Source organism: Stenotrophomonas sp. S39, assembly GCF_016624665.1.
In the GTDB taxonomy this organism is placed as follows: Bacteria; Pseudomonadota; Gammaproteobacteria; order Xanthomonadales; family Xanthomonadaceae; genus Stenotrophomonas.
The window spans coordinates 1-26,049 of the sequence record NZ_JACVTT010000069.1; the positions used below are offsets into that span (position 1 = coordinate 1).

Below are 26,049 nucleotides of genomic sequence, written 5' to 3' on the forward strand. Positions count from 1 at the left end.
GCGCCCGCCCCACCCTCCTGTCGCCGCCGCGGGGGGGGGCGCGCCCCCGCCCCCCCGGCACCCACAGCGCCTCACGCGCCCCAATACAACCGCATCGGGTTGTCCACCAGCAGCTTCTGCTGCAGCTCCAGCGTCGGCGCGATGTGGGGAATCACATCCACCAGATGCCCATCATCAGGCATGTGGTCCTTCATGTTCGGGTGCGGCCAGTCCGTGCCCCACAGCACGCGATCCGGGAAGCGTTCCACCAGGTGCCGCGCGAACGGCACCACGTCGGCGTACCCCGGCGGCCCCACCCGCGACAGCCGCTCCGGGCAGCTGACCTTGCTCCACACATTTCCGTGCTCGGCCATCAGCTGCACGAAACGCTGGAATTCCGGCCCGTCCACCGGCTGGCTCACGTCCGGCCGGCCCATATGGTCGACCACCACCGTGGTCGGCAGCGAGGTGAAGAAGTTCCAGCGCTCGGCCAGGTCGGCCGCTTCGAAGTACACCACCACGTGCCAGCCCAGCGGCGCAATGCGGTCGATGATGGCGTGGTAGTAGGCATCCGGCTTGGGGTCGACCAGCCGGCGCACGAAGTTGAAGCGCACGCCGCGTACGCCCGCGGCATGCAGCTGCTGCAGCTCCTCGTCGCTGACCGTATCGCGCACCGTGGCCACGCCACGGGCAAGGCCGCCACTGGCGTGCAGCGCGTCCACAAGGGCGCGGTTGTCGGCACCGTGGCAGGTTGCCTGCACGATCACGTTGCGGCTGAACCCGAGGAAGTCGCGCAGCGCAAACAGCTGCGCCTTTCCGGCGTCGCAGGGCGTGTACTTGCGCTCGGGTGCATACGGGAACACATCGCCCGGACCGAACACATGACAGTGCGCGTCCACCGCACCCGGCGGAGGTACGAACGTCGGGCGGCTGGGGTTGGCGCAGTAGTCCATCCAGTCGGCATCCTTCTGGAACGCTGCCATCACAGCCCCCTCGCCTTCAGCTGCGCATCCAGCCGCGGGTAGACCCGCCGCGCATTGCCTTCGAATACCTTGTAGCGGTCGCCCTCGGACAATGCCAGCGCATCCACGTAGCGACGGGTGTCATCGAAGAAGTGGCCGGTCTGCGGGTCGATGCCACGCACCGCGCCCACCATTTCCGAACCGAACAGGATGTTGTCGATGTCGATCACCTCGAACAGCAGGTCGATGCCGGGCTGGTGGTACACGCAGGTATCGAAGTAGACGTTCTTCATCACATGCTCGGCCAGCGGCGGCTTGCCCAGCATGTCCGCCAGGCCCCGGAAGCGCCCCCAATGGTAAGGCACCGCGCCACCGCCATGCGGGATGATGAAGCGCAGCTCGGGGAAGTCACGGAACAGATCGCCTTGCAGGAACTGCATGAAGGCGGTGGTATCGGCGTTCAGGTAGTGCGCGCCGGTCGCATGGAAATTGGCATTGCAGCTGCCCGACACGTGCACCATGGCCGGCACGTCCAGTTCCACCATCTTCTCGAAGAACGGGTACCAGGAACGATCGGTCAATGGCAGGCCATCCCAGTGGCCGCCGGACGGATCGGGGTTGAGGTTGCAGCCGACGAAACCAAGCTCGTTCACGCAGCGCTCCAGCTCAGCCACCGAGTGCGCGATCGGCACGCCCGGCGACTGCGGCAGCTGGCAGACGCCGATGAACTGATCCGGGTACAGCTGAACCACCCGCGCGATCAGGTCGTTGCAGCGGCGCGTCCATTCAGCGCTGACCTGCTCATCGCCGATGTGGTGGGCCATGGTGCTGGCGCGCGGCGAGAAGATGGTCATGTCCGCACCGCGCTCGCGCAGCAGGCGCAGCTGGTTGGCCTCCACGCTGTCGCGAAGTTCATCGTCGCTGATCGTGGGATAGACTGCCGCCGGCAGCGAGCGGTCGTTGAAGTGGGCCACCTGCGCCTTGCGGAACGCATCGTGGCCGGCGGGGGCCGTGGTGTAGTGGCCGTGGCAGTCGATGATCATGGGGGATCTCCTGGGGCGATGGATCACCAGCCGAACAGCTGGGCGAAGTGCACATCCACGCGCAGGCCGACAATCAGCGCGTCGGGGATGTTGGTGGTGCGCGTGGGCGCGTAGATCGGGTCGGGGTTGATGACGTACTGCAGGTTCGGCATCAGGCGGATGCCCTTCTTCACCGCCCAGCCGTAGCTGAGCTCGGTGATGATCTCGTCGGCATGCGGCGCACCGGTACCGCCGTAGCGGCTGCGGCGGTCACGCAGGAAGCCGATCTGTTCGTCGCTGAAATGCGTGTTGGAGACGAACATGGCCAGGGTGTCCTGGTCACGACCGGCGAAGGTGCCGGTCTTGACGAAGCCCGCCGACACGAAATGATCGACCGGCGCCTCGTTGCCGGTGTTGACGTAGACCCGGCCGAACACGGCCAGGTTGCGCTTGCCCTCGCCGCGCCAGACGGTCTGGTCGCCCATCGCGTACACACCCAGGCGCGCGCCGTCCTGCACGGCCGTCGGCTTGCCGGTCAGCGCCGCCGAGTTGCCGTTGGCATCGAAGTACGAACTCTTGCCACCATCACTGTTGCGGTACATGCCGACGCGGTAGGTCCGCGGCAGGCGGTCGTTGGCGAAGGAGGTCTGGTAGCCCACTTCGTAGGCGCTGATCGTGCCGGTGCCCTCGCCCACCGAGAAGTCCAGGCCGTTCTTGCCCGCCTTGTTCAGCTCGTTGTTGTAGTCGAACACGCCCGCCTGCGCATACCAGCGGTCGTCCACGTCGTAGCGCACGATGCCTGCCCAGGACGAGTTCGGGTAGGCGGTGATGCCCAGGTCGGTGATCGCACCATAGGGCGTCAGGCACATCGCATTGCTCATGAACACGCAGTTGAGCGGCGAGTTGTTGAAGTAGCTGTTCACCGGCGCACGGCCGGCGGTGATGCTCAGGCCATTGTCGAAACGGTGACGAAGGGTCAGTCGGGTCAGGCGGCCGCCGGCCACCGGTCGCCAGGTCTGCTGCGCACTGATCGAGTTGCCGATCTTCTCGCGCGCCAGGTTGCGCCCGGCGAACCAGGCCCACTGTGCATCCACCTCGGTGCCGTGCACGCCGAACAGCTTGTCCAGGTCGAACTTCGACTGGGCCATCACCCAGTACGAACCTTCGGTGCCCTGTTCGACACCGCCCACCGGGTTGTGGGCCACGTTGCCGACCAGGTCCAGGGTCAGGTCGATGCCCTCGGGGATGCTGCGCTCAGCGGCGAAAGCCGGTCTTGCCAGAACGCTGGCAAGCAGCAGGTACAGCGGGGTACGCAGGAACTGCGACATGTTCTCTCCCTTCCCGGCGCCGCCGGCGCCAGGGTGATGCATTCAGTGGAGGCCACCGCAGTGGCCGTCAGGACTCAGGCCATTGCCTCAGGCGGGCTGCACGCCGAGCAGGCGTTGCCGGGTTCGACGAGTGCCGATCTGCGCGGCCATGGTCTTTTCATCCAGCTTGCCTTCCCACTTGGCGATCACCAGCACGGCGATGGCATTGCCGATCAGGTTCACGAAGGTCAGGCCTTCAGCCAGGATGCGGTGGATACCGAGGATCAAGGCGATGCTGGCCACCGGGATGGTGCCGGTGGTGCCGAGGGTCGCCGCCAGCACCACGAACGCCGCACCGGCCACGCCCGCAGCACCCTTGGATGTCAGCAGCAGCACGGCGATCAGGCCCAGCTGGTGCCACACGGTCAGTTCGGTATTGGTCGCCTGGGCCAGGAAGATCGCCACCGTGGTCAGGTACAGGCAGGTGCCGTCCAGGTTGAACGAGTAGCCGGCGGGAATCACGAAGCCGACGACGCCCTCTTCGCAGCCCAGCTTCTTCATCTTCTCGATCAGGCGCGGCAGCACCGTTTCTGTGGAAGTGGTGGCCGCAACGATGATGATCTCGTCGCGCAGGTAGCCCAGCAGGCGCCACAGGCTGGCACCGGTCCACCAGCACACGGTGCCCAGCACCAGCACGGTGAACAGCCCGCAGACCACGAAGAACTCGATGATCAGCTCGCCCAGCGACAGCAGCGAGGCAGCCCCGAACTGGCCGACGGTAAAGGCGATGGCACCAAACGCACCGATCGGCGCCACGTACATGATGTAGCCGATGATCTTGAACAGCGCACCGGAGGCGCTCTCGATCACATCCATCACCGGCTTGCCGCGCTCGCCGACGGCGGCCAGGGCCACGCCGAACAGCACGGCCACGAACAGCACCTGCAGCACGTGCGCCTCGGTGAAGGCACTGACCAGGGTGTTGGGGATGATGGCCATGATGTAGGCCACGATCGACTGGTCATGGGCGGTGTGCACATAGCCCTGGATGCTGGCCATGTCGATGGTCGCCGCGTCGATGTTCATGCCGGCGCCGGGCTTCCACAGGTCCACCGCCACCAGGCCGACGATCAACGCGAGGATGGTGATCACCTCGAAGTAGATCAGCGATTTCAGCGCCAGCCGACCCACGCTGCGCATGTCACGCATGCCGGCGATGCCGTGCACCACGGTGACGAAGATGATCGGTCCGATCATCATCCGGATCAGCTTGATGAAGCCATCACCCAGCGGCTTCATCGCCGAACCCAGGTCCGGCTGCAGCCAGCCCAGCAATACGCCGATCACGGTGCCGGCCAGCACCTGGAACCACAACTGGCCAAAGATTCCAAAGCGGCCCGGCCGCTTCCCTACCACGGTCATAACAACCCTCCCAGGTCGCAGAGAATAGAAAGGCGCTGCCTGTTCAGTCGAACAGTGCGCCGTCGAACAGTTTCCGTGCGGTGCGCAGCATGGCCGCGCGGGCCACCTGGCCGTCCTCGTCCAGTTCAATCACGCAGGTCGTGGCCCCGCTGGGGTGCTCCACCGCCAGGGTCTGTACCTGCCCGCCCGGCAACCGGGCCAGTGCATGGGCCGGCGAGCCCGGCAGCAGGCAGGCCGTGGCCACCGTCACCGCACCCAGCACGCCGATGGAGGCATGGCAGCGGTGCGGGATGAACGAGCGCACGCAGATCGCGCCGCCGTCGGCAGGTGCGGCCACCAGCATCATCTTGGGCACCGACTTCTCCGCCACATCGCCCAGGTTCATCTTCGGCCCCGCCTGCAGGCGGATCGCCTCCAGGCGGACCTTCAAGGCCTCGTCCGCGTCCAGCGTGGCGCGGTCCTCGTAGCCGCTGATGCCCAGGTCGGACGCGCACAGCACCACGCAGGGCATGCCGTTGTCGATCAGGGTGGCCTGCACACCGTCAATCACGTCCACCACGTTGCCGGTCGGCAGCAGCGCGCCGCAGCTGGAACCCGCGGTGTCCTCGAAGGCCAGTGGCAGCGGTGCGGCGGTACCCGGTATGCCGTCGATGCGCGCGTCACCGGCATAGCTCACCACACCGTCTGGTGTCTGCACGCTGGCCGTTGCCAGGGTGCCGGTGTTGGCCATGAAGATGCGCACCTCGGTCACGCCATCGCGCGCCGCCACCAGGCCGCGCTCGATCGCGAACGGACCCACGCCGGCCAGCATGTTGCCGCAGTTCTGCGCGTCACTCACCAGCGCCTGGTCGACGAAGACCTGCAGGAACAGGTAATCCACGTCGGCATCCTCGCGCTGCGAGGGCGAAACCACGGCGACCTTGGAGGACAGCGGGTCGCCGCCGCCCATGCCGTCAATCTGGCGCACGTCCGGCGAACCATAGGCACGCAGCAGGAAGGCATCACGCGCGGCGGCATCGGCCGGCAGGTCCTGGGCGAGGAAGAACCCGCCCTTGGACGTGCCGCCGCGCATCCACATCGCGCGCACGCCCTTACTCATAGCGCAGGCCCTTGGCGGCAAGACGCTCGCGCATGGCGTAGATGTCCAGGCCGAGCTCGCCACGGGCCAGGCGCTCGCGCTTGTCAGCCTCGCGTGCCTCGCGCGCCTGCGCTTCGGCGGCCACCCGTGCCGCATCGGCGCGCGGCACGATGCACACGCCGTCATCGTCGGCGATCACCACGTCGCCCGCATTCACCAGGGCGCCACCGCAGACCAGCGGCACGTTCACCGAACCCAGGGTTTCCTTCACCGTGCCCTGCGCGTGCACCGCCCGGCTCCACACCGGGAAGCCCATCGCGGTCAGCTCGCGCACATCGCGCACGCCCGCATCGATGACCAGGCCACGGCAGCCACGGGCCTGCGCCGAGGTCGCCAGCAGGTCGCCGAAGTAGCCATCGGTGCAGTCGCTGGTCGGTGCCACCACCAGGATGTCGCCCTCGCCGAGCTGCTCGATGGCCACATGCATCATCCAGTTGTCGCCCGGCGGCACCGATACGGTGACCGCACTGCCGGCGATGCGCGCGCCGCTGTAGATCGGCCGCAGCCGCGGATGCAGCAAGCCACTGCGACCCTGTGCCTCATGCACGGTGGCCACGCCGGCCTCGGCCAGTGACTGGATCAGCGCCGGTTCGGCGCGCTCGATACGGGTGATGACGCGGGACATCCATCCATCCTTCGTTGGCGATGGCGCAGTCTGTTCCGCGTCATGCAGCCCCCTCAAGATCGTTTTTCGTCCGACCCATTCAATCTGGTTATAGTTGTGCCATGAATGGACTGCCCGAGCTGAACCTGAAACACCTGCACGCGATGGTGGCGGTACACGCGCACGGCGGCATCAGCGCGGCCGCGCCGCACCTCAATCTGTCCCAGCCCGCACTCACCCAGGCCATCGCACGGCTGGAACGGCAGCTTGATGCGCCGCTGTTCGACCGCCAGCCCGGCGGCATGGTCGCCACCGAAGCGACGCGCCTGCTTGCACCGCGCATCGAACGCGCCCTCGCTTACCTCGCCCGTGGCGTACGCGCGGCCCGGCGTGCGGCGCGCCTGCCTGCACTGGCAACCATCGAACGGCGGCTGACACTCAGCCAGCTGCGCGCCCTCAACGCGGTGGACAGCGCGGGCAGCTTCACGCTCGCGGCAGCGCGCGCCGGGGTTTCGCAGCCGGCCATGCACCGCGCGGTGCGCGAACTGGAAGCGGTGATCGAAGTGCCGCTGCTGCAGCGGCGTGGCAAGGCCCTGCTGGCGACGCCCGCCGCTACCCGTCTGCTGCGCTGGGTACGACTGGCGCTTTCCGAGCTGGCCACCGGCCTGGACGAACTGGCCGCCACCCGCGACCAGCACGGCGGCCGCCTGGCCATCGGGGTGATGCCGCTGGCGCGCGCATTGCTGCTGCCACAGGCACTGGCCCGGTTCGCACGCGCCTGGCCGGGCGCCACGGTGAACGTGGTGGAAGGCCCGTTTTCGGAGCTGCTGTCCGATCTGCGCGAAGGCAGCCTGGATCTGCTGGTCGGCGCCATGCGCGACCTCAGCGCGGTGCCCGACGTGGTGCAGGAAGGCCTGTTCGACGATGACCCGGTCATCGTCGGCCGCGCCGACCACCCTCTCGCCGCGCAGCTGCCGTGGCGTTTCGAGCAACTGCTGGACTATCCGTGGGTGATCCCGGCCACCGGCGCGCCGGTGCGTGCACGCTGGGAGCGGATGTTCCGCGACAACGGCCACGAGCCACCGGTCCTGCGCATCGAATGCGGCTCGCTGGTGATCACCCGCGGCCTGCTGCTGGAGGATGACTGGCTGACCCTGATGTCACGCGACCAGTTCCTGATCGAACGCCAGGCCGGCCTGCTGGCCGAACTGGGCCTGGCCGGCCGCGCCCTGCGCCGCCGCATCGGCCTGACCACCCGCGCCGACTGGCACCCGACGCGTCCGCAGCAGGCCTTCCTGCAGACCTTCCGCGAGGTCTGCGCCGAACGCAGCAGCGACGGCCCGGACGCCTGGCCCTTCCGCTATCGCTGAGCCCTGGTAGTGCCGGCCGCTGGCCGGCATGCCTGCGCCCATCACACGGCTGCCGGCCAGCGGCCGGCACTACCGCACATCGTCCGCACATAAAAAAACCCCCGGCGCGAGCCGGGGGTTTTCCGTTACCGCATCAGGCAGCGACCGTCTTGGCCACGTCCTGGTATTCCTCGATCTGGTCGAAGTTCATGTAGCGGTAGATCTCCGCGCCGCTCTGGGCGATCACACCCACATCGGCCATGTACTCTTCCTTGGTCGGGATGCGGCCCAGACGCGAGCAGATCGCGGCCAGTTCGGCCGAACCCAGGTACACGTTGGTGTTGCGGCCCAGGCGGTTCGGGAAGTTGCGGGTCGAGGTCGACATCGCGGTGGAACCTTCGCGGATCTGCGCCTGGTTGCCCATGCACAGCGAGCAGCCCGGCATTTCCATGCGTGCACCGGTGGCGCCGAAGGTGCCGTACACGCCTTCCTTGGTCAGCTCGGAAGCATCCATCTTGGTCGGCGGGGCCACCCACAGGCGGGTCGGCAGGTCACGCTTGCCTTCCAGCAGCTTGGCAGCCGCACGGAAGTGACCGATGTTGGTCATGCACGAACCGATGAACACTTCGTCGATCTTGGCGCCGGCCACTTCGGACAGCGTCTTCACGTCGTCCGGGTCATTCGGACAGGCCACGATCGGCTCGTGGATGTCGGCCAGGTCGATCTCGATGACGGCGGCGTATTCGGCGTCGGCATCCGGCTCCAGCAGCTCCGGGTTGGCCAGCCACGCTTCCATCTTCTCGATACGGCGCTGCAGCGAACGCGGATCCTGGTAACCCTCGGCAATCATCCACTTCAGCAGGGTGATGTTGCTGGTCAGGTACTCGATGATCGGTTCCTTGTTCAGGCGCACCGAGCAACCGGCGGCCGAACGCTCGGCCGAGGCGTCGGACAGCTCGAACGCCTGTTCGACCTTCAGCTCCGGCAGGCCTTCGATTTCCAGGATGCGGCCGGAGAAGATGTTCTTCTTGCCAGCCTTGGCCACGGTCAGCAGGCCCGACTTGATCGCGTACAGCGGAATGGCATTGACCAGGTCACGCAGGGTGACGCCCGGCTGCATCTGGCCCTTGAAGCGCACCAGCACCGACTCCGGCATGTCCAGCGGCATCACGCCGGTGGCAGCGGCGAAGGCGACCAGGCCCGAACCGGCCGGGAACGAAATGCCCACCGGGAAACGGGTGTGCGAGTCACCACCGGTACCGACGGTGTCCGGCAGCAGCATGCGGTTGAGCCAGCTGTGGATCACGCCGTCGCCCGGGCGCAGCGAGACGCCGCCACGGGTGGAGATGAACTCCGGCAGGGTGTGGTGGGTCTTCACGTCCACCGGCTTCGGGTAAGCGGCGGTGTGGCAGAACGACTGCATCACCAGGTCGGCCGAGAAGCCCAGGCAGGCCAGGTCCTTCAGCTCGTCACGGGTCATCGGGCCGGTGGTGTCCTGCGAGCCGACCGAGGTCATCTTCGGTTCGCAGTAGGTGCCCGGGCGCATGCCCTGGCCTTCCGGCAGACCGCAGGCGCGGCCGACCATCTTCTGCGCCAGCGAGAAGCCCTTGCCGGTATCGACCGGCTGCACCGGCAGGCGGAACAGATCGGTCGGGGCCAGGCCCAGCGCTTCGCGCGCCTTGCCGGTCAGGCCACGGCCGATGATCAGCGGAATGCGGCCACCGGCGCGCACTTCGTCGAACAGCACTTCGGACTTGACCTGGAACTCGGCGATCACTTCGCCGTTCTTCAGCGCCTTGCCATCGTACGGACGCAGCTCGACCACATCGCCGTGCTCCATCTTCGACACGTCCAGCTCGATCGGCAGTGCACCGGCATCTTCCATGGTGTTGTAGAAGATCGGAGCGATCTTCGAACCCAGGCAGACGCCACCGGCGCGCTTGTTCGGGATGAACGGAATGTCATCGCCGGTCCACCACAGCACGCTGTTGGTGGCCGACTTGCGCGAGGAACCGGTGCCGACCACGTCGCCGACATAGGCCACCAGATGGCCCTTGTCCTTCAGGTCGAGGATCTGCTGGATCGGGCCACGCTTGCCGTCTTCTTCCGGGGTGAACGGCGCATCGTCGCGCTTGTTCTTCAGCATCGCCAGGGCGTGCATCGGGATGTCCGGGCGGGTGGTCGCGTCCGGCGCCGGCGACAGGTCGTCGGTGTTGGTTTCGCCCGGCACCTTGAACACGGTGACGGTCAGGCTCTGCGGCACTTCCGGGTTGCTGGTGAACCACTCGGCATCGGCCCAGCTCTGCAGCACGGACTGGGCGTTGGCGTTGCCGGCCTTGGCCTTTTCCTGCACGTCATGGAAGGCGTCGAAGACCAGCAGGGTCTTCTTCAGGCCCGCAGCGGCGATGGTGCCGATGGCCGCATCGTCCAGCAGCTGCACCAGCGGGGCGACGTTGTAACCGCCGAGCATGGTGCCCAGCAGTTCGGTGGCGCGCTCGCGGCTGATCAGCGGGTTCTGCTCGCTGCCCAGGGCGATGGCCGCCAGGTACGAGGCTTTGACTTTGGCAGCATCGTCGACGCCGGCCGGCACGCGGTGGGTCAGCAGGTCGAGCAGGAACTCGGCCTCGCCCTGCGGCGGGTTCTTCAGCAGTTCGATGACATCGGCCGTCTGCTGCGCGCTCAGCGGCAGCGGCGGGATGCCAAGCGCAGCGCGCTCGGCGACGTGGTGGCGGTAGGCTTCCAACATGACAACTCCCGGGTAATGCGTAGGTTGAAAAAACAAAAGTGGGCTCAGGCTTGCGGCACGATCAGCTTCAGGCCCTTGAAGTAGTCGCGGTAAAACGTGTCGTTCCAGGTGATCAGGCCATCGCACTGCAGCAGTGCGTGGGCGCCAACCATGAAATCGTCCAGGCTGCGGCGGCTGCCGCTGCGCTGGCGGTGGCGGCGGTGCATCTCGCCGGCGCGCAGGGCCGACTTGGCCTCCAGCGCATTGAAGTGCACGCCCATTTCTTCCAGTGCTTCAAGCACCTCGGCGCCGCCGCGCAGCGAGGCGCAGACTTCAGCCAGGGTCGCGCCGCAGACCACCACGCGGCCGCCGACCAGGCTCTGCCGCAGGCAGGCCTCCACTGCATCGGCCTGCGGGCCGTTGCTCAGCAGTTCGACCAGCACCGGGGAATCGACAGCGATCATCACGGCTTAGTCCTCGTCGCGCACGGCGCGCACGGCGGCCTCGGCCGAATCGAAGCCATCAAGCGCGAACTTGCCGCGCGCCCGTGAAATGGCATCGTCAACACTCTTGCGCAGAATGATCCGGCTGCCGTCCAGCTCGACCTTCAGCTGGGTGCCCTTGGTCAGGCCCAGCGCATCACGCACTGCCTTGGGCAGGGTGATCTGTCCGCGCTCTGCAACGGTGGCTTCCATGGGTAGGCCCTCTTCGGTATGCACGAATTATACATACCGAAGGGGCCATACCGCCACCCGCGTACTTAGAAGACCACCTGCAGGCGGGTATTGAAGGTCGTGCCCTCGTCCCTGCCCCGCCCGCTGCCGCTGCGGTTGTAGGTCTGCCAGCGGATCGCCTCGAACATCACCCGGCTGTAGTCGTTCAGGTACCAGTTCGTTCCCAGCGTCCACGCGTGGCCAGTGCCGCCGGTGGGCAGCTCGGCGTAGTCCACATCCTCATAGCGCGCCTTCAGTTCCCAGGCCCCGGCGCCACCATCGGTCACCGGGTCGGCCACCTTCACCTTGCCCCAGGTGCCTGCCTTGCCCGAGTACGCTGGAAGTGCGCCCGCCAGGAACCAGCCCGCCGACACCGCCCAGGCCTCATGGTCCAGGTCGTAACGGCCGCTGGCGTCGACGCCGCGCAGGTTGCGCGTGCCCCATTCGCCGGTGGCCCATGCCGGGCCGAAGAACCCAGCCGCTTCCAGGCCATAGGCCGTGCTGCGCTCGGCCCCCACCAGGGTGCCCGGGGCGATCTTCACCAGATCGTTGAAGTGCCCGGCGATGGCCGAGCTGCGCAGCACGCCGCTGGCGCCGGCGGCGATCTCCTCGTGGAAGGCCCAGGCCCCCAGGTGCACGGTGGCGGCCTTGCTGGCCACCGGATTCCAGTGCACGCGGGTGGCCCAGGTCTGGCTGTCGTTGTCGTTGCCGGCGTTGTTCAGATCGTTGCCCGCCACCGACAGGCTGGCGTGCCAGCCCTTGCCGTACACGCGCTCGGTCAGGCCCACGCCGAACAGGCCACGCTGCGGCAGCATCAGCGTGCCGACCACGTTGCGGTCCGGGAACGGCGTGTTGGAGGTGCTGCTGGAGCCGTCGATGCCACGGTCGTTCAGCCGGTTGCCCACGGTCAGGTCCGCCGGCAGGCCGAACAGGGTGTGGTCCACGGTCGCATACACCGATTTCCAGGCCACTGCGTTGTCGGCGAAGTCACCCTCCACCGCCCAGCCGAGGATGCCGTAACGGCCCTCGGCGCCCAGGCGCACCGAGCGGATCTCGGTGCCGGAAATGTTGCGGTCAGCCACCGACGAACCGTCGGTACTGGAGCCATCGACGAACAGGCGGCCGCGCGGGCGGAAGGCGACCTTGCCATCGGCACTGCTGAATTCCGGCGCTCCCTTCGCCCAGGACACCTTCGGCGCCTTGGACTGGCTCGACTCCAGTGCGGCCACGCGCGTTTCCAGCGCCGGGGCTGGTGCCGGTCCCGGCGTCGCCACGGCGGCTGCAGCGCCGCCCTGCCCGCCTTCAACCGCACGCAGGCGGGCTTCGAGCTGCTGGATCTGCAGTGCCTGCTGCTGCACCAGCGCCGACAGTTCGGCCTGGCTCAACGGGGCCGGGGCGGATTGTGCCCCGGCATGGCCGCTGGCCAACAGCAGGCCGAGCGCGACCGACAGCGCTGCGCGGGGCAGCACGGTGTGCGTGTTCATGGGTTCTCTCTCCGGCCAGCCGGCCCCCTGGCCTGGCGCTGGCCTGTTGCGGTGGTGCGGGGGAAGATCGGGGGAGGCAGCGCGCGCCGCCGGATCAGCCCGGCGGCACGGCATGCGGGCTCAGCGCAGCGCGGTCAGCTGGTGGCCTGTGCCTGGGCGTTGGGACGCCAGGTGATCAGCTTGTTCTCGACCACGTCGAGCAGGGCATCGATGACCAGCACGAAGGCGGCCAGGATGATGATGCCGGCAAACACACCCACGGCATTGAAGTTGCCTTCGGCCTGAGCGATCAGGTAGCCCAGGCCTGCCGAAGCGCCCAGGTACTCGCCGATGATGGCGCCGACCACGGCGAAGCCGACCGAGGTACGCAGCGAAGACAGGATCCAGCTGGCAGCCGCCGGGAAGTAGACGTGGCGCAGCAGGTCGCTGCGACCCGCACCGAGGATGCGCGCATTGGCCAGCACCACCGGGTTCACTTCACGCACGCCCTGCATGGCGTTGAAGAAGGTGGTGAAGAACACCAGGGTCACCGCCAGGGCCACCTTCGACCACAGCCCCAGGCCCAGCCAGAGCACGAAGATCGGCGCCAGCACTACGCGCGGGATCGCATTGAAGCCCTTGATGAAGGGATCCAGGATGCGCGCCGAGCGGCGGCTCAGGCCGAGCCAGACGCCACCGGCCACACCCAGGCCGGTACCGATCAGGTAGCCCAGCGCGGTTTCGGTCAGGGTGATGTAGACGTGCTGGTAGAAGGAAGTATCGGACAGCCAGGTCCACGCCTGCTGCACGATCGCCGTCGGCGAGGGGAAGAAGAACGGATCGATCACGCCCAGCGCGATGCCGCCTTCCCAGCCACCGAACACGGCGATGACCAGGGCCAGCTGGATGATCTTGTCAGTCTTGGCGTGCATAGCTCTTCTCCACTTCGCCGCGCAGGCAGGCCCAGATGTCGCGGTACAGGTCGGTGAAACGTTCGTCCAGCTTGATCTCGGCAACATTGCGCGGCCGTTCCAGGCCCACGTCGAAGCTGCGCACGACGCGGCTGGCCGGGCCGGAAGACAGCACCACCACGCGGTCGCCCAGGGCGATGGCTTCTTCCAGATCGTGGGTGATCAGGATCACCGAGCGGCGATCCTCCTGCCACAGGCGCAGCAGTTCGTTCTGCATCAGGTGGCGGGTGTGGATGTCCAGCGCCGAGAACGGCTCGTCCATCAGGATCACCTTCGGCTCGACGATCAGCGCCTGCGCCATCTGCACGCGCTTGCGCTGGCCACCGGACAACTGGTGCGGGTAACGGTGCTCGAAGCCGGCCAGGCCGACCTTGGCCAGCCACGCATTGGCCTTGGCCTTGCGCTCGGCCTCGGGCACGCCGCGGAAGCGCAGGCCCAGCTCGACGTTCTGGTAGGCAGTCTTCCACGGCAGCAGCGCATCCTGCTGGAACAGGTAGCCGACCGACTCCTGCACGCCGCTGACCGCGCGGCCATCGATGGCCACTTCGCCGGACGACGGCTTCAGCAGCCCCGCCACGGAATTGAGGATGGTGCTCTTGCCGCAGCCGGTGGGGCCGACGATGGCGAGGAACTCGCCGTCGCCCACCTGGATGTCGACATCACGCACGGCGGTGAATTCGCCGAAGGACATGGTCACCTTGTTGATGGCGACCATGGTCTGTGCAGGCTCCAGCTGCGGCGCGCCGTTGAGCTGGCGCACGGTGGCATTGAGGGCCATGGGGTTATCTCCGCTTAACGTTGGGCGGCCGGCGCCGCAGCGTGGGCACGCTCGACGAAGGCATTGGTGTAGGTTTTGGACAGATCGATGTCGGCGTTGGCGACATCCTTGTTGAACTCGCGCAGCACCTTCAGCGGCGTTTCCAGATCGGCCGCGGTGAAGTGGCCATCGGTGGTGAAGATCGCGCGGGCGTTCTCCACGGCACGGGCGTAGGTGGCACGGTCGCCGGAGACGTAGCTGTCCGGCAGCGCGGCGACGATGTCCTCGGCGCTGTTGTCGGCGATGAACTTCAGGGCCATCTGCTCGGCGCGGGCGATCTTCTCGGCCGCCTGCGGGCGCTGTTCCAGGAAGCTGCGGTTGGCATACATCACCGAGGTCGGATACAGGCCACCGTAAACCTGGCGTGCGCCCTCGTCGCTGCGTGCATCGATGATGATCTTCCCGACCTTGCGCTCGGTGATCAGCGTCGCCGCCGGGTCATAGTTCACCAGCAGGTCGATCTTGCCCTGCTCCAGTGCTGCCACCGCCGCCGCGCCGGACCCCACGCCGATCAGCGAGATGCTGTCCACCGGGATGTCATGCTGGGCCAGGAAGTGGCGCACGAAGAAATCGGACGAGGAACCCGGTGCGGTGATGCCCACTTTCTGGCCCTTGATCGTATCCGGGCGCGCCGGGTCGAACGTCGCATCATCGCGGCCGGCCATCACCAGGCCGGAGTTGCGCGACAGCAGCACGAAGCCCACCACGTCCTTGCGCTTGGCCTGCATCTGGATGGTGTGGTCATAGAAGCCCACGGCCACGTCGGTGGAGTTGGCCACCAGCGCCTGCAGCACCTTCGAGCCACCCTGGGCGAAGTTCTCGGTCTTCACCTCCAGGCCGACGTCCTTGAAGTAGCCCTTCGAATCGGCAATGAAGAACGGCAGGTTGTTGAGGTTGTATGACCCCACGCTGATCCGCACGGGCGCGTTGTCGCCACCGCCGGCCGCCGCGCCCTGTGCATCGGCCCCCTGCTTGCTGCACCCGGCCATGGCCAGGCCTGCCGCGCACAGCGCGGCCATGAACATCTGCTTGTACATCATCCCTCCCAGGAGTGAAGCATCTACGTTGTGGTGGCCGGCCACGCGCGGCTGCGCGGGCCCGACCGGTTTCAGGTCATGCCGCTGAAGTCCATTGGCGGGCTTGGGTGGAACAGATCTCGGGGGTTGCCGGCGAGGTCGCGAACACGCGGCCTTCGAACAGGCGGCGGGCGGTACGGACCACGCTGGCAACCACCGGCGCATCGTCCGAGCTTCGGCTGAGGCCCACATCCAGGGCCCCGCTCGGATGTTCGAGGGTAATGCTGCCGGGCAGGCCCAGGCATCCGACGAAAGTGTTGGCCAGCGTGCCTGGCGTGACCGCCGCCGTGGCCAGGCCGACCCCGCCGGTGATCGCCAGCGCGGTATGGCACTGGTGCGGCATGAAGTAGCGCACCTGCAGATGGCCGCCGTGCTGCGGCGCAGACAGCAGCACCGGCTTGGGAATCACCTTGTTGCCGGCATCGGCGATACCCATGCGCGTGCCGGCTTCGATGCGCAGCGCCTCCAGCCGGGCGAGGAAGGCCGCATCCGCATTCAGTTCGGCCGGCGCCGCATCACCGCGCACCCCCAGGTCCTCGGCGCGCACCAGCATCATCGGCATCGCGCAGTCCACCAGGCTCACCGCCACGCCATCGATGGTTTCCTGGGCGTGGCCACTGGGCAGCAGCTTGCCGGTGCGGGCGCCGGCCGCATCCAGGAAGGACAGCCGCACCGGCGAGGCCGAGCCCGGCGCACCGGCAATCCGCGTATCGCCGCGGTAGACCACTTCGCCGCCGGGCGTTTCCACCGTCGCCACGATCAGCTTGCCGGTGTTGACGTTGAAGATGCGCACCGACGTCTGCGGGTCCTGCGCCTGCACCAGGCCCCGTTCGATGGCGTACGGGCCGACCGCGGCCAGCATGTTGCCGCAGTTGGGCGAGGTATCCACCACCTGCTGCTCCACCCGCACCTGGGCGAACAGATAGTCCACGTCGGCATCATCGCGGCTGGAGCGGTCGATGATCGCCACCTTGCTGGTCAGGGCGTTGCCACCACCGATACCGTCGATCTGCAGCGGATGGCCCGAGCCCATCACTTCCAGCAGCAGGCGGTCGCGCTGGGCGGTATCCGCCGGCAGGTCGGATGCCAGGAAGAAGGGGCCTTTGGAAGTACCGCCGCGCATGAGCACGCAGGGAATGCTGAGCAGATCGTTGGACATACGTGTGCTAGATTGATGCGTATAGGGGATGAATACCCCCTCTGTGATTCGATACTGGCATGACCCCGATTGATCTGTGAATTGCTGATTTTTGGATGATTGATACCCAATGAGCATCAATTGCGAAATCCTCGACCTGCGCGCGTTCCTTCTCGTTGCCGAGACACGCAGCTTCCATCGCGCCGCTGAAAGCCTGCACGTATCGCAGCCAGCGCTCAGCCGCCGCATCCAGAAGCTGGAGCAGGCTGTCGGCTCACCCCTGCTGGAACGCACCACGCGCAGCGTCAGCACCACCGCCGTCGGCGAGAACCTGCTGCCGCTGGTGCGGCGCATGCTGGAAGAGTTCGACGGTTCGTTGTTTTCCCTGCGCGGCCGCGAGGACACCCGCGGCGCCACGGTTACCATCGCCTGCCTGCCCACGGCCGCGTTCTACTTCCTGCCCAGCGTGATGGCTCGCTTCCACGAGGCGCACCCGAACGTGCGCTTCCGCATCCTCGATATTCCGGCCACCGAGGGCCTGCAGGCGGTGGAACGCGGCGAAGTGGAATTCGGCATCAACTTCATGGGGGCCAACGACCCCAACCTGGATTTCGACGTGCTGGCCGAAGACCCCTTCGTGCTGGCCTGCCGCCGCGACCACCCGCTGGCCCGCAAGCGCAAGGTCGAATGGGCCGACCTGGCCCAGCACCAGCTCATCACCGTGCACCGCACCAGCGGCAACCGCACCCTGCTCGACGGCGCCCTGGCACGCGAAAACCTCAAGCTGAGCTGGCACTACGAAGTGACCCACCTGTCCACGTCCCTGGGCATGGTCGAAGCCGGCATCGGCGTATCGGTGCTGCCGAAAATGGCCACCCCCGATGGCGACCACCCGATCCTGGTGACCCGCCCGATCGGCAATCCGGTGGTGTCGCGCACCATCGGCATCGTGCGCCGCCGCGGCGCCCTGCTCTCACCCACCGCCGAGCGCTTCCTGCAGATGCTGATGAGCCAGTGGCGCGGCAAACCGTGACATCGGCACTACATACAGCCATGTAACCTTGCGTCCTGCGCCAAGGGCGTTTCGGCCCCTCCCCGCTCGGCCATACTGGCGGGGACCCGGCGGCCGGAACGCCACCGGCAAACGCAAGCAGGCCCGCCACGGCGGGCCAGTGCAAGCCATCCGCAAGAGGAGTCATCCCGCATGAGCGATTCGTTCTCCACCCGCAGCCAGCTGGACGTCGGCGGCAAGACCTACGACTACTTCAGCCTTCCCAAGCTGGGCCAGCGCTTCGATATCTCCCACCTGCCCTATTCGATGAAGATCCTGCTGGAGAACCTGCTCCGGCACGAGGATGGCGGCGCCACCGTCGGCCCCGACCACATCGAAGCGGTGGCTCGCTGGCAGCCCAGCGCCGAGCCGGATACCGAAATCGCCTTCATGCCCGCGCGCGTGGTCCTGCAGGACTTCACCGGCGTGCCCTGCGTGGTCGACCTGGCCGCCATGCGCGATGCGGTGGTCAAGCTGGGCGGCAAGCCCGAGCAGATCAATCCGCAGATCCCCTCCGAACTGGTCATCGACCACTCGGTGCAGGTCGATGTGTTCGGCAAGCCCGACGCCCTGGACCTCAACGGCAAGATCGAATTCCAGCGCAACCAGGAACGCTACGGCTTCCTGCGCTGGGGCCAGAAGGCTTTCGACAACTTCAAGGTGGTGCCGCCCAACACCGGCATCGTCCACCAGGTGAACCTGGAGAACCTGGCCCGCGTGGTGATGACCGCGGACAAGGAGGGCAAGGCGGTTGCCTACCCCGATACCGTGTTCGGTACCGACAGCCACACCACGATGATCAACGGCATCGGCGTGCTCGGCTGGGGCGTGGGCGGCATTGAAGCGGAGGCGGCCATGCTCGGCCAGCCGTCCTCGATGCTGATCCCGCAGGTGGTCGGCTTCAAGCTGAGCGGCAAGCTGCCCGAAGGCGCCACCGCCACCGACCTGGTGCTGACCGTCACCCAGATGCTGCGCAAGCTGGGCGTGGTCGGCAAGTTCGTCGAGTTCTACGGCGACGGCCTGCAGCACCTGCCGCTGGCCGACCGCGCCACCATCGGCAACATGGCCCCCGAATACGGCGCCACCTGCGGCATCTTCCCGATCGATCACGAATCGCTGAACTACCTGCGCCTGTCCGGCCGCAGCGACGAGCAGATCAACCTGGTCGAAGCCTATGCCAAGGCCCAGGGCCTGTGGCACGAACCGGGCAGCGCACCGGCCCAGTACAGCACCACGCTGGAACTGGACATGGGCACGGTCAAGCCTTCGCTGGCCGGCCCCAAGCGCCCGCAGGACCGCGTGCTGCTGGAAGACGTGCAGAAGAACTACCGCGAATCGCTGGTCGGCCTCACCGCCAACCGCGACAAGCGCAGCGCCGATGTCTCCACCTTCGTCAGTGAAGGCGGCGGCGCGGCTGTCGGCAACGAACAGCTGGCCAAGGGCTATGCGGACATCGAGACCGAAGGCCGCAAGGTCCGCCTGAAGGACGGCGCGGTCGTCATCGCCGCCATCACCTCCTGCACCAACACCTCCAACCCGGCGGTGATGATCGGCGCCGGCCTGCTGGCCCGCAACGCCGCCGCCAAGGGCCTGAACCGCCAGCCGTGGGTGAAGACCTCGCTCGGCCCAGGCTCGCGCGTGGTCACCGATTACCTGGAAAAGGCCGGCGTGCTGAAGGAGCTGGAGAAGATCGGCTTCTACGTGGTCGGCTACGGCTGCACCACCTGCATCGGCAACTCAGGCCCGCTGCCCACCGAAGTCAGCGCCGGCATCGCCACTGGCGATCTGGTGGTCACCTCGGTGCTGTCGGGCAACCGCAACTTCGAGGGCCGCGTGCACCCCGAAGTGAAGATGAACTACCTGGCCAGCCCGCCGCTGGTGGTGGCCTACGCCATCGCCGGCACCACCGACATCGACCTGACCACCCAGCCGCTGGGCACCGGCAGCGATGGCCAGCCGGTGTTCCTGCGCGACATCTGGCCGAGCAACAAGGAAATCGGCGACGTCATCGCTGCGACCATCGGCCCGGAGATGTTCAAGCAGAACTACGCCGACGTGTTCAAGGGTGACAGCCGCTGGAACACCATCGCCTCGCCGGACGGCAACCTGTACGAGTGGAGCGATGCCTCCACCTACATCAAGAACCCGCCGTACTTCGATGGCATGACCATGCAGACCGGCAGCATCGACGACGTGCACGGTGCGCGCGTGATGGGCCTGTTCGGCGATTCGATCACCACCGACCACATCTCCCCGGCAGGCAACATCAAGAAGGATTCGCCGGCAGGCCGCTTCCTGCAGGAACGCGGCGTGCAGCCGGCCGACTTCAACAGCTACGGCAGCCGCCGCGGCAACGATGACGTCATGGTCCGCGGCACGTTCGCCAACATCCGCATCAAGAACCTGATGTTCGGTGGCGAGGAAGGCGGCAACACCCTGTACTACCCGGCCAACGGCGGCCAGCCGGAAAAGCTGGCGATCTACGACGCGGCCATGAAGTACAAGGCCGACAACGTGCCGCTGGTGGTGCTGGCCGGCAAGGAATACGGCACCGGCTCGTCGCGCGACTGGGCCGCCAAGGGCACCCTGCTGCTGGGCGTGAAGGCCGTGGTGGCCGAGAGCTTCGAGCGCATCCACCGTTCCAACCTGGTCGGCATGGGCGTGCTGCCGCTGCAGTTCCGCAACGGCGACAACGCGCAGTCGCTGGGCCTGGACGGCTCGGAGACGATCGACATCACCGGCCTGGAAGATGGTGCCAGCAAGCGTGCGACCGTCACCGCGACCAAGGCCGATGGCACGAAGAAGACCTTCGAGGTCTCGGTGATGCTGCTGACCCCGAAGGAAGTCGAGTACTTCCGCCACGGCGGCCTGCTGCAGTACGTGCTGCGCCAGCTGGCCAGCAAATAACGCCCCGGCTGTTGTAGAGCCGAGCCCATGCTCGGCTAACGCCCCGGCTCTTGTAGAGCCGAGCCCATGCTCGGCTGCGGTTGGCGACCTGCCAGCATCAGCCGAGCGCAGGCTCGGCTCTACAGCCCATGAAAGTTTCATATTTTTCCCGATTCATGCAATTCGCATGAAACAGGCGTAAGGTGGGCCCATACCCCCCGCTGGAGCCCCGCCATGCTTCACCTGCCCGTCCGCTTCGACCCGATCAATGAGCTGACCCACACCACCGCCTCGTCGGTGAAGGAGCACTGGCGCAAGGTCATGCAGGAGGTCCGCGACCAGCGCATGGTGGTGGTCACCAACCACAACGAGCCGCAGGCGGTCATCGTCTCCATCGAGCAGTACCGCGCCCTGCAGGCCCGCGTGGAAGCACTGGAATCCTCGCTGGAAGAACTGCGCGGGCAGGCCCCGGGCCTGGCCGAACTGCGCGCCGGCTTCGACCAGCGCCTGGCCGTACTGCAGCAGGCCCAGGCCGGTGACACCGCGCGTGCGCTGCTGCGCCGCCCGGCGCGCCTGAAGGGGCAGGTCAAGGCCGGCACGGGGCACTGATGTCTCGACCGTTCCTGTACGTCCTTGCCGGCGTCAACGGCGCCGGCAAGAGTTCGGTGGGCGGCCACGTACTGCGAGAGGCCGGGCTGGACTGGTTCAATCCGGATACGTTCGCCCGTGGCCTGCGCGAGCTGTCGGGCCAGTCCCAGGCCGAGGCCAACGCCCAGGCCTGGCAGGAAGGCGTCAACCGCATCCGCGATGCCCTCGAACGGGGCCACAACCATGCCTTCGAAACCACCTTGGGCGGCAATTCCATCGCCGCCCTGCTGCATGAAGCCAGCCACAGCCACGACGTGCTGATGTGGTTCTGCGGGCTGTCCAGCCCGGAGCAGCACATCGCGCGCGTGCAGGCGCGGGTGCGCAGCGGTGGCCATCCGATCAACGAAGCCGACATCCGCCGGCGCTGGCCGCTGGCCCAGCAGAACCTGGTGCGGCTGATGCCGGTGCTGGCCCAGCTGCAGGTCTACGACAACAGCGCCGATGCCGCCCCCGGCGAAGCCGTGCCCGATCCGCAGCTGCTGCTGCAGATGGAGGATGGCCAGGTGCTGTACCCCGAAGCGGACGACCTTGCCCAGCTGGCAGCCACGCCCGCCTGGGCCACCCCGCTGCTGGAAGCCGCCCTCCGCCTGTAACCCAAGGGGTCGGATCCCGGGGTCGGATCCCTTTCCAAAGGAAAGGGCTCTGATCCCCAATCCTGATCCCCATCCATACACCACCTTCACTGTTTGTTGATTGAACGTTCAATCAACAAACGCGATACTGTCCACCTCGGGCCAACGCCCATGCCCCAGGTGAGACCGTGCCGAAGAAAGGCATCGAACCCATCCGCCGCGAGCAGCTGATCCAAGCCACCTTCCAGGTCATCCACGATATCGGCCTGGCCGATGCCACCGTGGCCACCATCGCCCGCCAGGCCGGCCTGTCCACCGGCATCGTCGCCCACTACTTCGGCGACAAGGCCGGCCTGCTCAACGCGGCCATGCGGCAGATCCTCAATGAACTGAAGGATGCCTTCGCCCACTGCCGGGCCCGCGCCGATGCAGACCCGCGGGCCCAGTTGCGCGCCCTGGTCGATGGCAACTTCGACCAGACCCAGACCAGCGGCCCGGCCATGCGGGTCTGGCTGACCTTCTGGGCGGCGAGCATGCACCAGCCGGAACTGGCCCGCCTGCAGCGCATCAACGACCAGCGGCTGTATTCCAACCTGGCCCATCAGTTCCACCGCGCGCTGCCCGCCGGACGCGCCCGCGACGCCGCGCGCGGGCTGGCCGCGATGATCGACGGCCTGTGGCTGCGCGGCAGCCTGGTCGGCGGCCCGTTCGACACCGCCGCCGCACGCGCGCTGGCCTACGCCTATATCGACTTCCAGCTGCAGCCCGAGGGCGTATAAGCAGCCTCAAGCCCTTCCCCCTTTGTTTACAGGAGTGCCCCATGTCCCCCCTGCCCGTACAGCAGCTCTACATCCACGGCCAACGCGTCGACGCCACCAGCGGCAAGACCTTCCAGAGCATCAACCCGGCCAACGGCCAGGTGCTGGCCGAGGTGCAGATCGCCAGCGAGGCCGACGTCGAACGCGCGGTGCAGAGTTCCGCCGAAGGACAGAAGGTGTGGGCGGCGATGACCGCGATGGAACGTTCGCGCATCCTGCGCCGCGCCGTCGATATCCTGCGCGAGCGCAACGATGAGCTGGCCCGGCTGGAAACCCTGGATACCGGCAAGGCCCTGGCCGAAACGACTACGGTGGACATCGTCACCGGCGCCGACGTGCTGGAGTACTACGCCGGCCTGGCCACCGCCATCGAAGGCATCCAGCTGCCGTTGCGCGAATCGAGCTTCTTCTACACCCGCCGCGAACCGCTGGGCGTGGTCGCCGGCATCGGTGCCTGGAATTACCCGATCCAGATCGCGCTGTGGAAATCGGCGCCTGCGCTGGCCGCCGGCAACGCCATGGTGTTCAAGCCCTCCGAAGTGACCCCGCTGACCGCACTGAAGCTGGCCGAGATCTACAGCGAAGCCGGCGTTCCGGACGGTGTGTTCAACGTGGTGCAGGGCCCGGGCGGCGAGATCGGCAACTGGCTCACCGAGCATCCGGTGATCGAGAAGATCTCCTTCACCGGCGGCGTGGCCACCGGCAAGAAGGTGATGGCCGCGGCCGCGTCCTCCTCGTTGAAGGAAGTGACCATGGAACTGGGCGGCAAGTCGCCGCTGGTCATCTGCGATGACGCCGACCTGGACCGCGCCGCTGACATCGCGGTGATGGCCAATTTCTTCAGCTCCGGCCAGGTCTGCACCAACGGCACCCGCGTGTTCGTGCCGCGCGCCCTGCTGGCCGCGTTCGAAGCCGCCGTGGTCGAGCGCGTGAAGCGCATCCGCATCGGCGATCCGCAGGCGGCCGACACCAACTTCGGCCCGATGGTCAGCTTCCCGCACATGCAGAACGTGCTGCGCTACATCGACAGTGGCAAGGCCGAAGGCGCGCGCCTGCTGGCCGGCGGTGGCCGTGCCGGGGAAGGCGCACTGGCCGAAGGCGCCTACGTGCTGCCGACCGTGTTCTCCGATTGCCGCGATGACATGACCATCGTCCGCGAGGAGATCTTCGGGCCGGTGATGAGCATCCTCGCCTACGACGACGAGGAGGAAGCCATCCGCCGCGCCAACGACACCACCTTCGGCCTCGCTGCCGGCGTGGTCAGCCGTGACATCAGCCGCGCACATCGCATCATCCACCGCCTCGAAGCCGGCATCTGCTGGATCAACACCTGGGGCGAATCGCCGGCGGAAATGCCGGTGGGTGGCTACAAGCAATCCGGCGTCGGCCGCGAGAACGGCCTGTCCACGCTGGGCCACTACACCCGCATCAAGTCGGTGCAGGTCGAACTGGGCGACTACGCCAGCGTGTTCTGATCAGCGTGTTCTGATCAGCGTGTTCTGATCAGCGCGCCCTGAGCCGCCCCGCCCCACCGCCCGGCCCGCGTGCCGGACCGACATTCCGCCGGGACGCCTGCGCATCGCGCGTCCCGGCCAGCAGGAGAACCCCATGAGCACCCACACCGAGTACGACTACATCATCATCGGCGCTGGTTCGGCCGGCAACGTGCTGGCCACCCGCCTCACCGAGGATGCCGATGTCAGCGTGCTGCTGCTGGAAGCCGGTGGCCCGGATTACCGCCTCGACTTCCGCACCCAGATGCCGGCCGCGCTGGCCTATCCCCTGCAGGGCAAGCGCTACAACTGGGCGTACAAGACCGACCCGGAGCCCTTCATGAACAACCGTCGCATGGATTGCGGGCGCGGCAAGGGCCTGGGCGGCTCATCGCTCATCAACGGCATGTGCTACATCCGCGGCAACGCCATGGACTATGACCACTGGGCCAGCATGCCCGGCCTGGAAAACTGGACCTACCTGGACTGCCTGCCCTACTTCCGCAAGGCCGAGACCCGCGACATCGGCGCCAACGATTACCACGGCGGCGATGGCCCGCTGCGGGTGACCACGCCCAAGGCCGGCAACAACGAACTGTTCGCCGCCATGGTCGAAGCCGGCGTGCAGGCCGGCTACCCGCGCACCGATGACCTCAACGGCTACCAGCAGGAAGGCTTCGGCCCGATGGACCGCACGGTGACCCCGCAGGGCCGCCGCTCCAGCACCGCCCGTGGCTACCTGGACCTGGCCAAGCCGCGCCCGAACCTGACCATCGTCACCCACGCCCTCACCGATCGCATCCTGTTCTCGGGCAAGCGCGCGGTCGGCGTGCAGTGGCTGCACAACGACCAGCCGCAGCGTGCCACTGCACGCCGCGAAGTGCTGCTGTGCGGCGGCGCCATCGCCTCGCCGCAGATCCTGCAGCGCTCCGGCGTCGGCCCGGCCGACCTGCTGCGCAGCCTGGACATCGATCTGGTGCACCACCTGCCGGGCGTCGGCGCCAACCTGCAGGATCACCTGGAGATGTACCTGCAGTACGAGTGCAAAAAGCCGGTATCGCTGGCCCCGGCGCTGAAGCTGCACAACCAGCCCGCCATCGGTGCCGAATGGCTGTTCATGGGCACCGGCATCGGCGCCAGCAACCAGTTCGAGGCCGGTGGCTTCATCCGCAGCGACGAGGCCTTCGACTGGCCGAACCTGCAGTACCACTTCCTGCCGGTGGCGATCAATTACAACGGCTCCAACCCGATCAAGGCGCACAGCTTCCAGATGCACGTCGGCTCGATGCGCTCGCCCAGCCGCGGCCGCGTGCAGGTGGTATCCAAGGATCCGCGCGTGCACCCCAGCATCCTGTTCAACTACATGTCGCACGAGCAGGACTGGCGCGAGTTCCGCGCGGCCATCCGCATCACCCGCGAGATCTTCGCGCAGCCAGCGCTGGCGTCGTACAGCGGCCGCGAGATTTCGCCGGGCCGCGAGCTGCAGACCGACGCACAGATCGACGGTTTCGTCCGCGAGCACGCCGAGACGGCCTACCACCCCTCGTGCACCAACAAGATGGGCCACGCCGATGACCCGATGGCGGTGGTCGACGGCCAGGGCCGCGTGCACGGCCTGGAAGGCCTGCGCATCGTCGATGCCTCGATCATGCCGCAGGTGGTCACCGGCAACCTCAACGCGCCGACCATCATGATGGCCGAGAAGCTGGCCGACGTGATCCGTGGCCGCAGCCCGCTGGCCCGGAGCACCGCGCCCTATTACAAGGCCAACGGCGCCCCCGCGCGCAGCCGCAGCTGACGCATACGCCTCTCAATCCTTCGGGTAGTGGGGGGGGGGGGGGGGGGGGGGGGCGGGGGGGGCCCGCCGCCGGCCCCCCCGGCGGCGCGGGCCGCAG

Annotated in this window: 22 protein-coding genes; 8 read left to right on the forward strand and 14 right to left on the reverse strand. The window is 67.3% G+C overall.

The genetic code is table 11. The features are described from left to right. Positions 1-71 precede the first annotated feature (71 nt). The 6 genes from IAE41_RS16160 to IAE41_RS16185 all read right to left on the reverse strand — a co-directional run bounded on the left by IAE41_RS16160 (position 72) and on the right by IAE41_RS16185 (position 6,455). The gene (locus tag IAE41_RS16160) at positions 72-962 is read right to left on the reverse strand and encodes an amidohydrolase family protein (protein ID WP_200733806.1); all 891 of its coding nucleotides are present in this window, start codon (positions 960-962) and stop codon (positions 72-74) included. Continuing rightward, complete coding sequence (locus tag IAE41_RS16165; RefSeq protein ID WP_108768768.1) at positions 962-1,984, reverse strand: amidohydrolase family protein; 1,023 nt, start codon at positions 1,982-1,984, stop codon at positions 962-964. The genes IAE41_RS16160 and IAE41_RS16165 overlap by 1 nt, the downstream gene beginning before the upstream one ends. A 23-nt stretch (positions 1,985-2,007) precedes the next feature. Continuing rightward, positions 2,008-3,291 carry a carbohydrate porin gene (locus IAE41_RS16170; protein ID WP_200733807.1) on the reverse strand — a complete coding sequence of 428 codons (1,284 nt, stop codon included), beginning with the start codon at positions 3,289-3,291 and terminating at the stop codon, positions 2,008-2,010. 87 nt (positions 3,292-3,378) lie between these two features. Continuing rightward, positions 3,379-4,692 carry a C4-dicarboxylate transporter DctA gene (gene dctA, locus IAE41_RS16175; protein WP_108746629.1) on the reverse strand — a complete coding sequence of 438 codons (1,314 nt, stop codon included), beginning with the start codon at positions 4,690-4,692 and terminating at the stop codon, positions 3,379-3,381. Between the two features lie 43 nt (positions 4,693-4,735). After that, complete coding sequence (locus IAE41_RS16180) at positions 4,736-5,791, reverse strand: 4-oxalomesaconate tautomerase (RefSeq protein WP_200733808.1); 1,056 nt, start codon at positions 5,789-5,791, stop codon at positions 4,736-4,738. After that, entirely contained in the window at positions 5,784-6,455 is a 672-nt protein-coding gene (locus tag IAE41_RS16185; protein ID WP_200733809.1) for a 4-carboxy-4-hydroxy-2-oxoadipate aldolase/oxaloacetate decarboxylase, read from the reverse strand. The genes IAE41_RS16180 and IAE41_RS16185 overlap by 8 nt, the downstream gene beginning before the upstream one ends. 101 nt (positions 6,456-6,556) lie before the next feature. Between IAE41_RS16185 and IAE41_RS16190 the strand changes: the two genes are divergently transcribed. Continuing rightward, complete coding sequence (locus IAE41_RS16190; RefSeq protein ID WP_200733810.1) at positions 6,557-7,804, forward strand: LysR substrate-binding domain-containing protein; 1,248 nt, start codon at positions 6,557-6,559, stop codon at positions 7,802-7,804. 133 nt (positions 7,805-7,937) lie between these two features. On the opposite strand, the gene acnB is transcribed toward IAE41_RS16190, so the two are convergent. From acnB to IAE41_RS16230, 8 genes are all read right to left on the reverse strand, one after another. Continuing rightward, positions 7,938-10,529, reverse strand: coding sequence for a bifunctional aconitate hydratase 2/2-methylisocitrate dehydratase (gene acnB / locus IAE41_RS16195; RefSeq protein WP_200733811.1), 2,592 nt, complete (start codon positions 10,527-10,529; stop codon positions 7,938-7,940). A 44-nt stretch (positions 10,530-10,573) separates the two neighbouring features. Next, positions 10,574-10,972, reverse strand: coding sequence for a type II toxin-antitoxin system VapC family toxin (locus IAE41_RS16200; protein ID WP_079221777.1), 399 nt, complete (start codon positions 10,970-10,972; stop codon positions 10,574-10,576). Between the two features lie 6 nt (positions 10,973-10,978). Further along, the gene (locus IAE41_RS16205; RefSeq protein ID WP_108759291.1) at positions 10,979-11,203 is read right to left on the reverse strand and encodes an AbrB/MazE/SpoVT family DNA-binding domain-containing protein; all 225 of its coding nucleotides are present in this window, start codon (positions 11,201-11,203) and stop codon (positions 10,979-10,981) included. Between the two features lie 65 nt (positions 11,204-11,268). Then, positions 11,269-12,705, reverse strand: a complete 1,437-nt coding sequence (locus tag IAE41_RS16210) for a porin (protein WP_200733812.1) — start codon at positions 12,703-12,705, stop codon at positions 11,269-11,271. Positions 12,706-12,839: 134 nt separating this feature from the next. Then, on the reverse strand, positions 12,840-13,616 hold the full coding sequence (locus IAE41_RS16215; RefSeq protein WP_006442371.1) for an ABC transporter permease: 777 nt from the start codon (positions 13,614-13,616) through the stop codon (positions 12,840-12,842). Then, entirely contained in the window at positions 13,600-14,433 is an 834-nt protein-coding gene (locus IAE41_RS16220) for an ABC transporter ATP-binding protein (protein WP_079221774.1), read from the reverse strand. The genes IAE41_RS16215 and IAE41_RS16220 overlap by 17 nt, the downstream gene beginning before the upstream one ends. 14 nt (positions 14,434-14,447) lie before the next feature. Beyond that, positions 14,448-15,509 carry an ABC transporter substrate-binding protein gene (locus IAE41_RS16225; RefSeq protein WP_200733813.1) on the reverse strand — a complete coding sequence of 354 codons (1,062 nt, stop codon included), beginning with the start codon at positions 15,507-15,509 and terminating at the stop codon, positions 14,448-14,450. A gap of 76 nt (positions 15,510-15,585) precedes the next feature. Then, a complete protein-coding gene (locus tag IAE41_RS16230) occupies positions 15,586-16,707 on the reverse strand; it encodes a 4-oxalomesaconate tautomerase (protein WP_200733814.1) in 1,122 nt (373 codons plus the stop codon). A gap of 109 nt (positions 16,708-16,816) precedes the next feature. On the opposite strand from IAE41_RS16230, the gene IAE41_RS16235 reads away from it, so the two are divergent. The 7 genes from IAE41_RS16235 (at position 16,817) to betA (ending at position 25,952) form a co-directional block, all read left to right on the forward strand. Next, positions 16,817-17,719, forward strand: coding sequence for a LysR family transcriptional regulator (locus IAE41_RS16235; RefSeq protein ID WP_049455867.1), 903 nt, complete (start codon positions 16,817-16,819; stop codon positions 17,717-17,719). Positions 17,720-17,890: 171 nt separating this feature from the next. Next, positions 17,891-20,644, forward strand: a complete 2,754-nt coding sequence (acnA, locus tag IAE41_RS16240; RefSeq protein ID WP_200733815.1) for an aconitate hydratase AcnA — start codon at positions 17,891-17,893, stop codon at positions 20,642-20,644. 213 nt (positions 20,645-20,857) lie between these two features. Further along, positions 20,858-21,232 carry a type II toxin-antitoxin system Phd/YefM family antitoxin gene (locus IAE41_RS16245; RefSeq protein WP_116863625.1) on the forward strand — a complete coding sequence of 125 codons (375 nt, stop codon included), beginning with the start codon at positions 20,858-20,860 and terminating at the stop codon, positions 21,230-21,232. After that, the gene (locus IAE41_RS16250; RefSeq protein WP_200733816.1) at positions 21,232-21,864 is read left to right on the forward strand and encodes an AAA family ATPase; all 633 of its coding nucleotides are present in this window, start codon (positions 21,232-21,234) and stop codon (positions 21,862-21,864) included. Before IAE41_RS16245 ends, IAE41_RS16250 begins: the two co-directional genes overlap by 1 nt. Before the next feature lie 167 nt (positions 21,865-22,031). Further along, the gene (gene betI, locus IAE41_RS16255; RefSeq protein ID WP_079221769.1) at positions 22,032-22,622 is read left to right on the forward strand and encodes a transcriptional regulator BetI; all 591 of its coding nucleotides are present in this window, start codon (positions 22,032-22,034) and stop codon (positions 22,620-22,622) included. Positions 22,623-22,663: 41 nt separating this feature from the next. Then, positions 22,664-24,136 (forward strand): betaine-aldehyde dehydrogenase, encoded by a 1,473-nt coding sequence (gene betB, locus IAE41_RS16260; RefSeq protein ID WP_200733817.1) that lies wholly within the window; start codon positions 22,664-22,666, stop codon positions 24,134-24,136. 133 nt (positions 24,137-24,269) lie between these two features. Beyond that, the gene (betA, locus tag IAE41_RS16265) at positions 24,270-25,952 is read left to right on the forward strand and encodes a choline dehydrogenase (RefSeq protein WP_200733818.1); all 1,683 of its coding nucleotides are present in this window, start codon (positions 24,270-24,272) and stop codon (positions 25,950-25,952) included. Positions 25,953-26,049: the final 97 nt, after the last annotated feature.

What these genes read in the sequence shown, in the direction of transcription:
- IAE41_RS16230 (WP_200733814.1), bottom strand. Translation starts at nt 16,707, where the DNA reads ATGTCCAACGATCTGCTCAGCATTCCCTGCGTGCTCATGCGCGGCGGT.
- betA (WP_200733818.1), top strand. Translation starts at nt 24,270, where the DNA reads ATGAGCACCCACACCGAGTACGACTACATCATCATCGGCGCTGGTTCG.
- IAE41_RS16245 (WP_116863625.1), top strand. Translation starts at nt 20,858, where the DNA reads ATGCTTCACCTGCCCGTCCGCTTCGACCCGATCAATGAGCTGACCCAC.
- dctA (WP_108746629.1), bottom strand. Translation starts at nt 4,692, where the DNA reads ATGACCGTGGTAGGGAAGCGGCCGGGCCGCTTTGGAATCTTTGGCCAG.
- betB (WP_200733817.1), top strand. Translation starts at nt 22,664, where the DNA reads ATGTCCCCCCTGCCCGTACAGCAGCTCTACATCCACGGCCAACGCGTC.
- IAE41_RS16200 (WP_079221777.1), bottom strand. Translation starts at nt 10,972, where the DNA reads ATGATCGCTGTCGATTCCCCGGTGCTGGTCGAACTGCTGAGCAACGGC.
- IAE41_RS16220 (WP_079221774.1), bottom strand. Translation starts at nt 14,433, where the DNA reads ATGGCCCTCAATGCCACCGTGCGCCAGCTCAACGGCGCGCCGCAGCTG.
- IAE41_RS16235 (WP_049455867.1), top strand. Translation starts at nt 16,817, where the DNA reads ATGAGCATCAATTGCGAAATCCTCGACCTGCGCGCGTTCCTTCTCGTT.
- IAE41_RS16170 (WP_200733807.1), bottom strand. Translation starts at nt 3,291, where the DNA reads ATGTCGCAGTTCCTGCGTACCCCGCTGTACCTGCTGCTTGCCAGCGTT.
- IAE41_RS16185 (WP_200733809.1), bottom strand. Translation starts at nt 6,455, where the DNA reads ATGTCCCGCGTCATCACCCGTATCGAGCGCGCCGAACCGGCGCTGATC.
- IAE41_RS16190 (WP_200733810.1), top strand. Translation starts at nt 6,557, where the DNA reads ATGAATGGACTGCCCGAGCTGAACCTGAAACACCTGCACGCGATGGTG.
- IAE41_RS16180 (WP_200733808.1), bottom strand. Translation starts at nt 5,791, where the DNA reads ATGAGTAAGGGCGTGCGCGCGATGTGGATGCGCGGCGGCACGTCCAAG.
- IAE41_RS16210 (WP_200733812.1), bottom strand. Translation starts at nt 12,705, where the DNA reads ATGAACACGCACACCGTGCTGCCCCGCGCAGCGCTGTCGGTCGCGCTC.
- acnA (WP_200733815.1), top strand. Translation starts at nt 17,891, where the DNA reads ATGAGCGATTCGTTCTCCACCCGCAGCCAGCTGGACGTCGGCGGCAAG.
- IAE41_RS16165 (WP_108768768.1), bottom strand. Translation starts at nt 1,984, where the DNA reads ATGATCATCGACTGCCACGGCCACTACACCACGGCCCCCGCCGGCCAC.
- IAE41_RS16205 (WP_108759291.1), bottom strand. Translation starts at nt 11,203, where the DNA reads ATGGAAGCCACCGTTGCAGAGCGCGGACAGATCACCCTGCCCAAGGCA.
- IAE41_RS16160 (WP_200733806.1), bottom strand. Translation starts at nt 962, where the DNA reads ATGGCAGCGTTCCAGAAGGATGCCGACTGGATGGACTACTGCGCCAAC.
- acnB (WP_200733811.1), bottom strand. Translation starts at nt 10,529, where the DNA reads ATGTTGGAAGCCTACCGCCACCACGTCGCCGAGCGCGCTGCGCTTGGC.
- IAE41_RS16215 (WP_006442371.1), bottom strand. Translation starts at nt 13,616, where the DNA reads ATGCACGCCAAGACTGACAAGATCATCCAGCTGGCCCTGGTCATCGCC.
- IAE41_RS16250 (WP_200733816.1), top strand. Translation starts at nt 21,232, where the DNA reads ATGTCTCGACCGTTCCTGTACGTCCTTGCCGGCGTCAACGGCGCCGGC.
- IAE41_RS16225 (WP_200733813.1), bottom strand. Translation starts at nt 15,509, where the DNA reads ATGTACAAGCAGATGTTCATGGCCGCGCTGTGCGCGGCAGGCCTGGCC.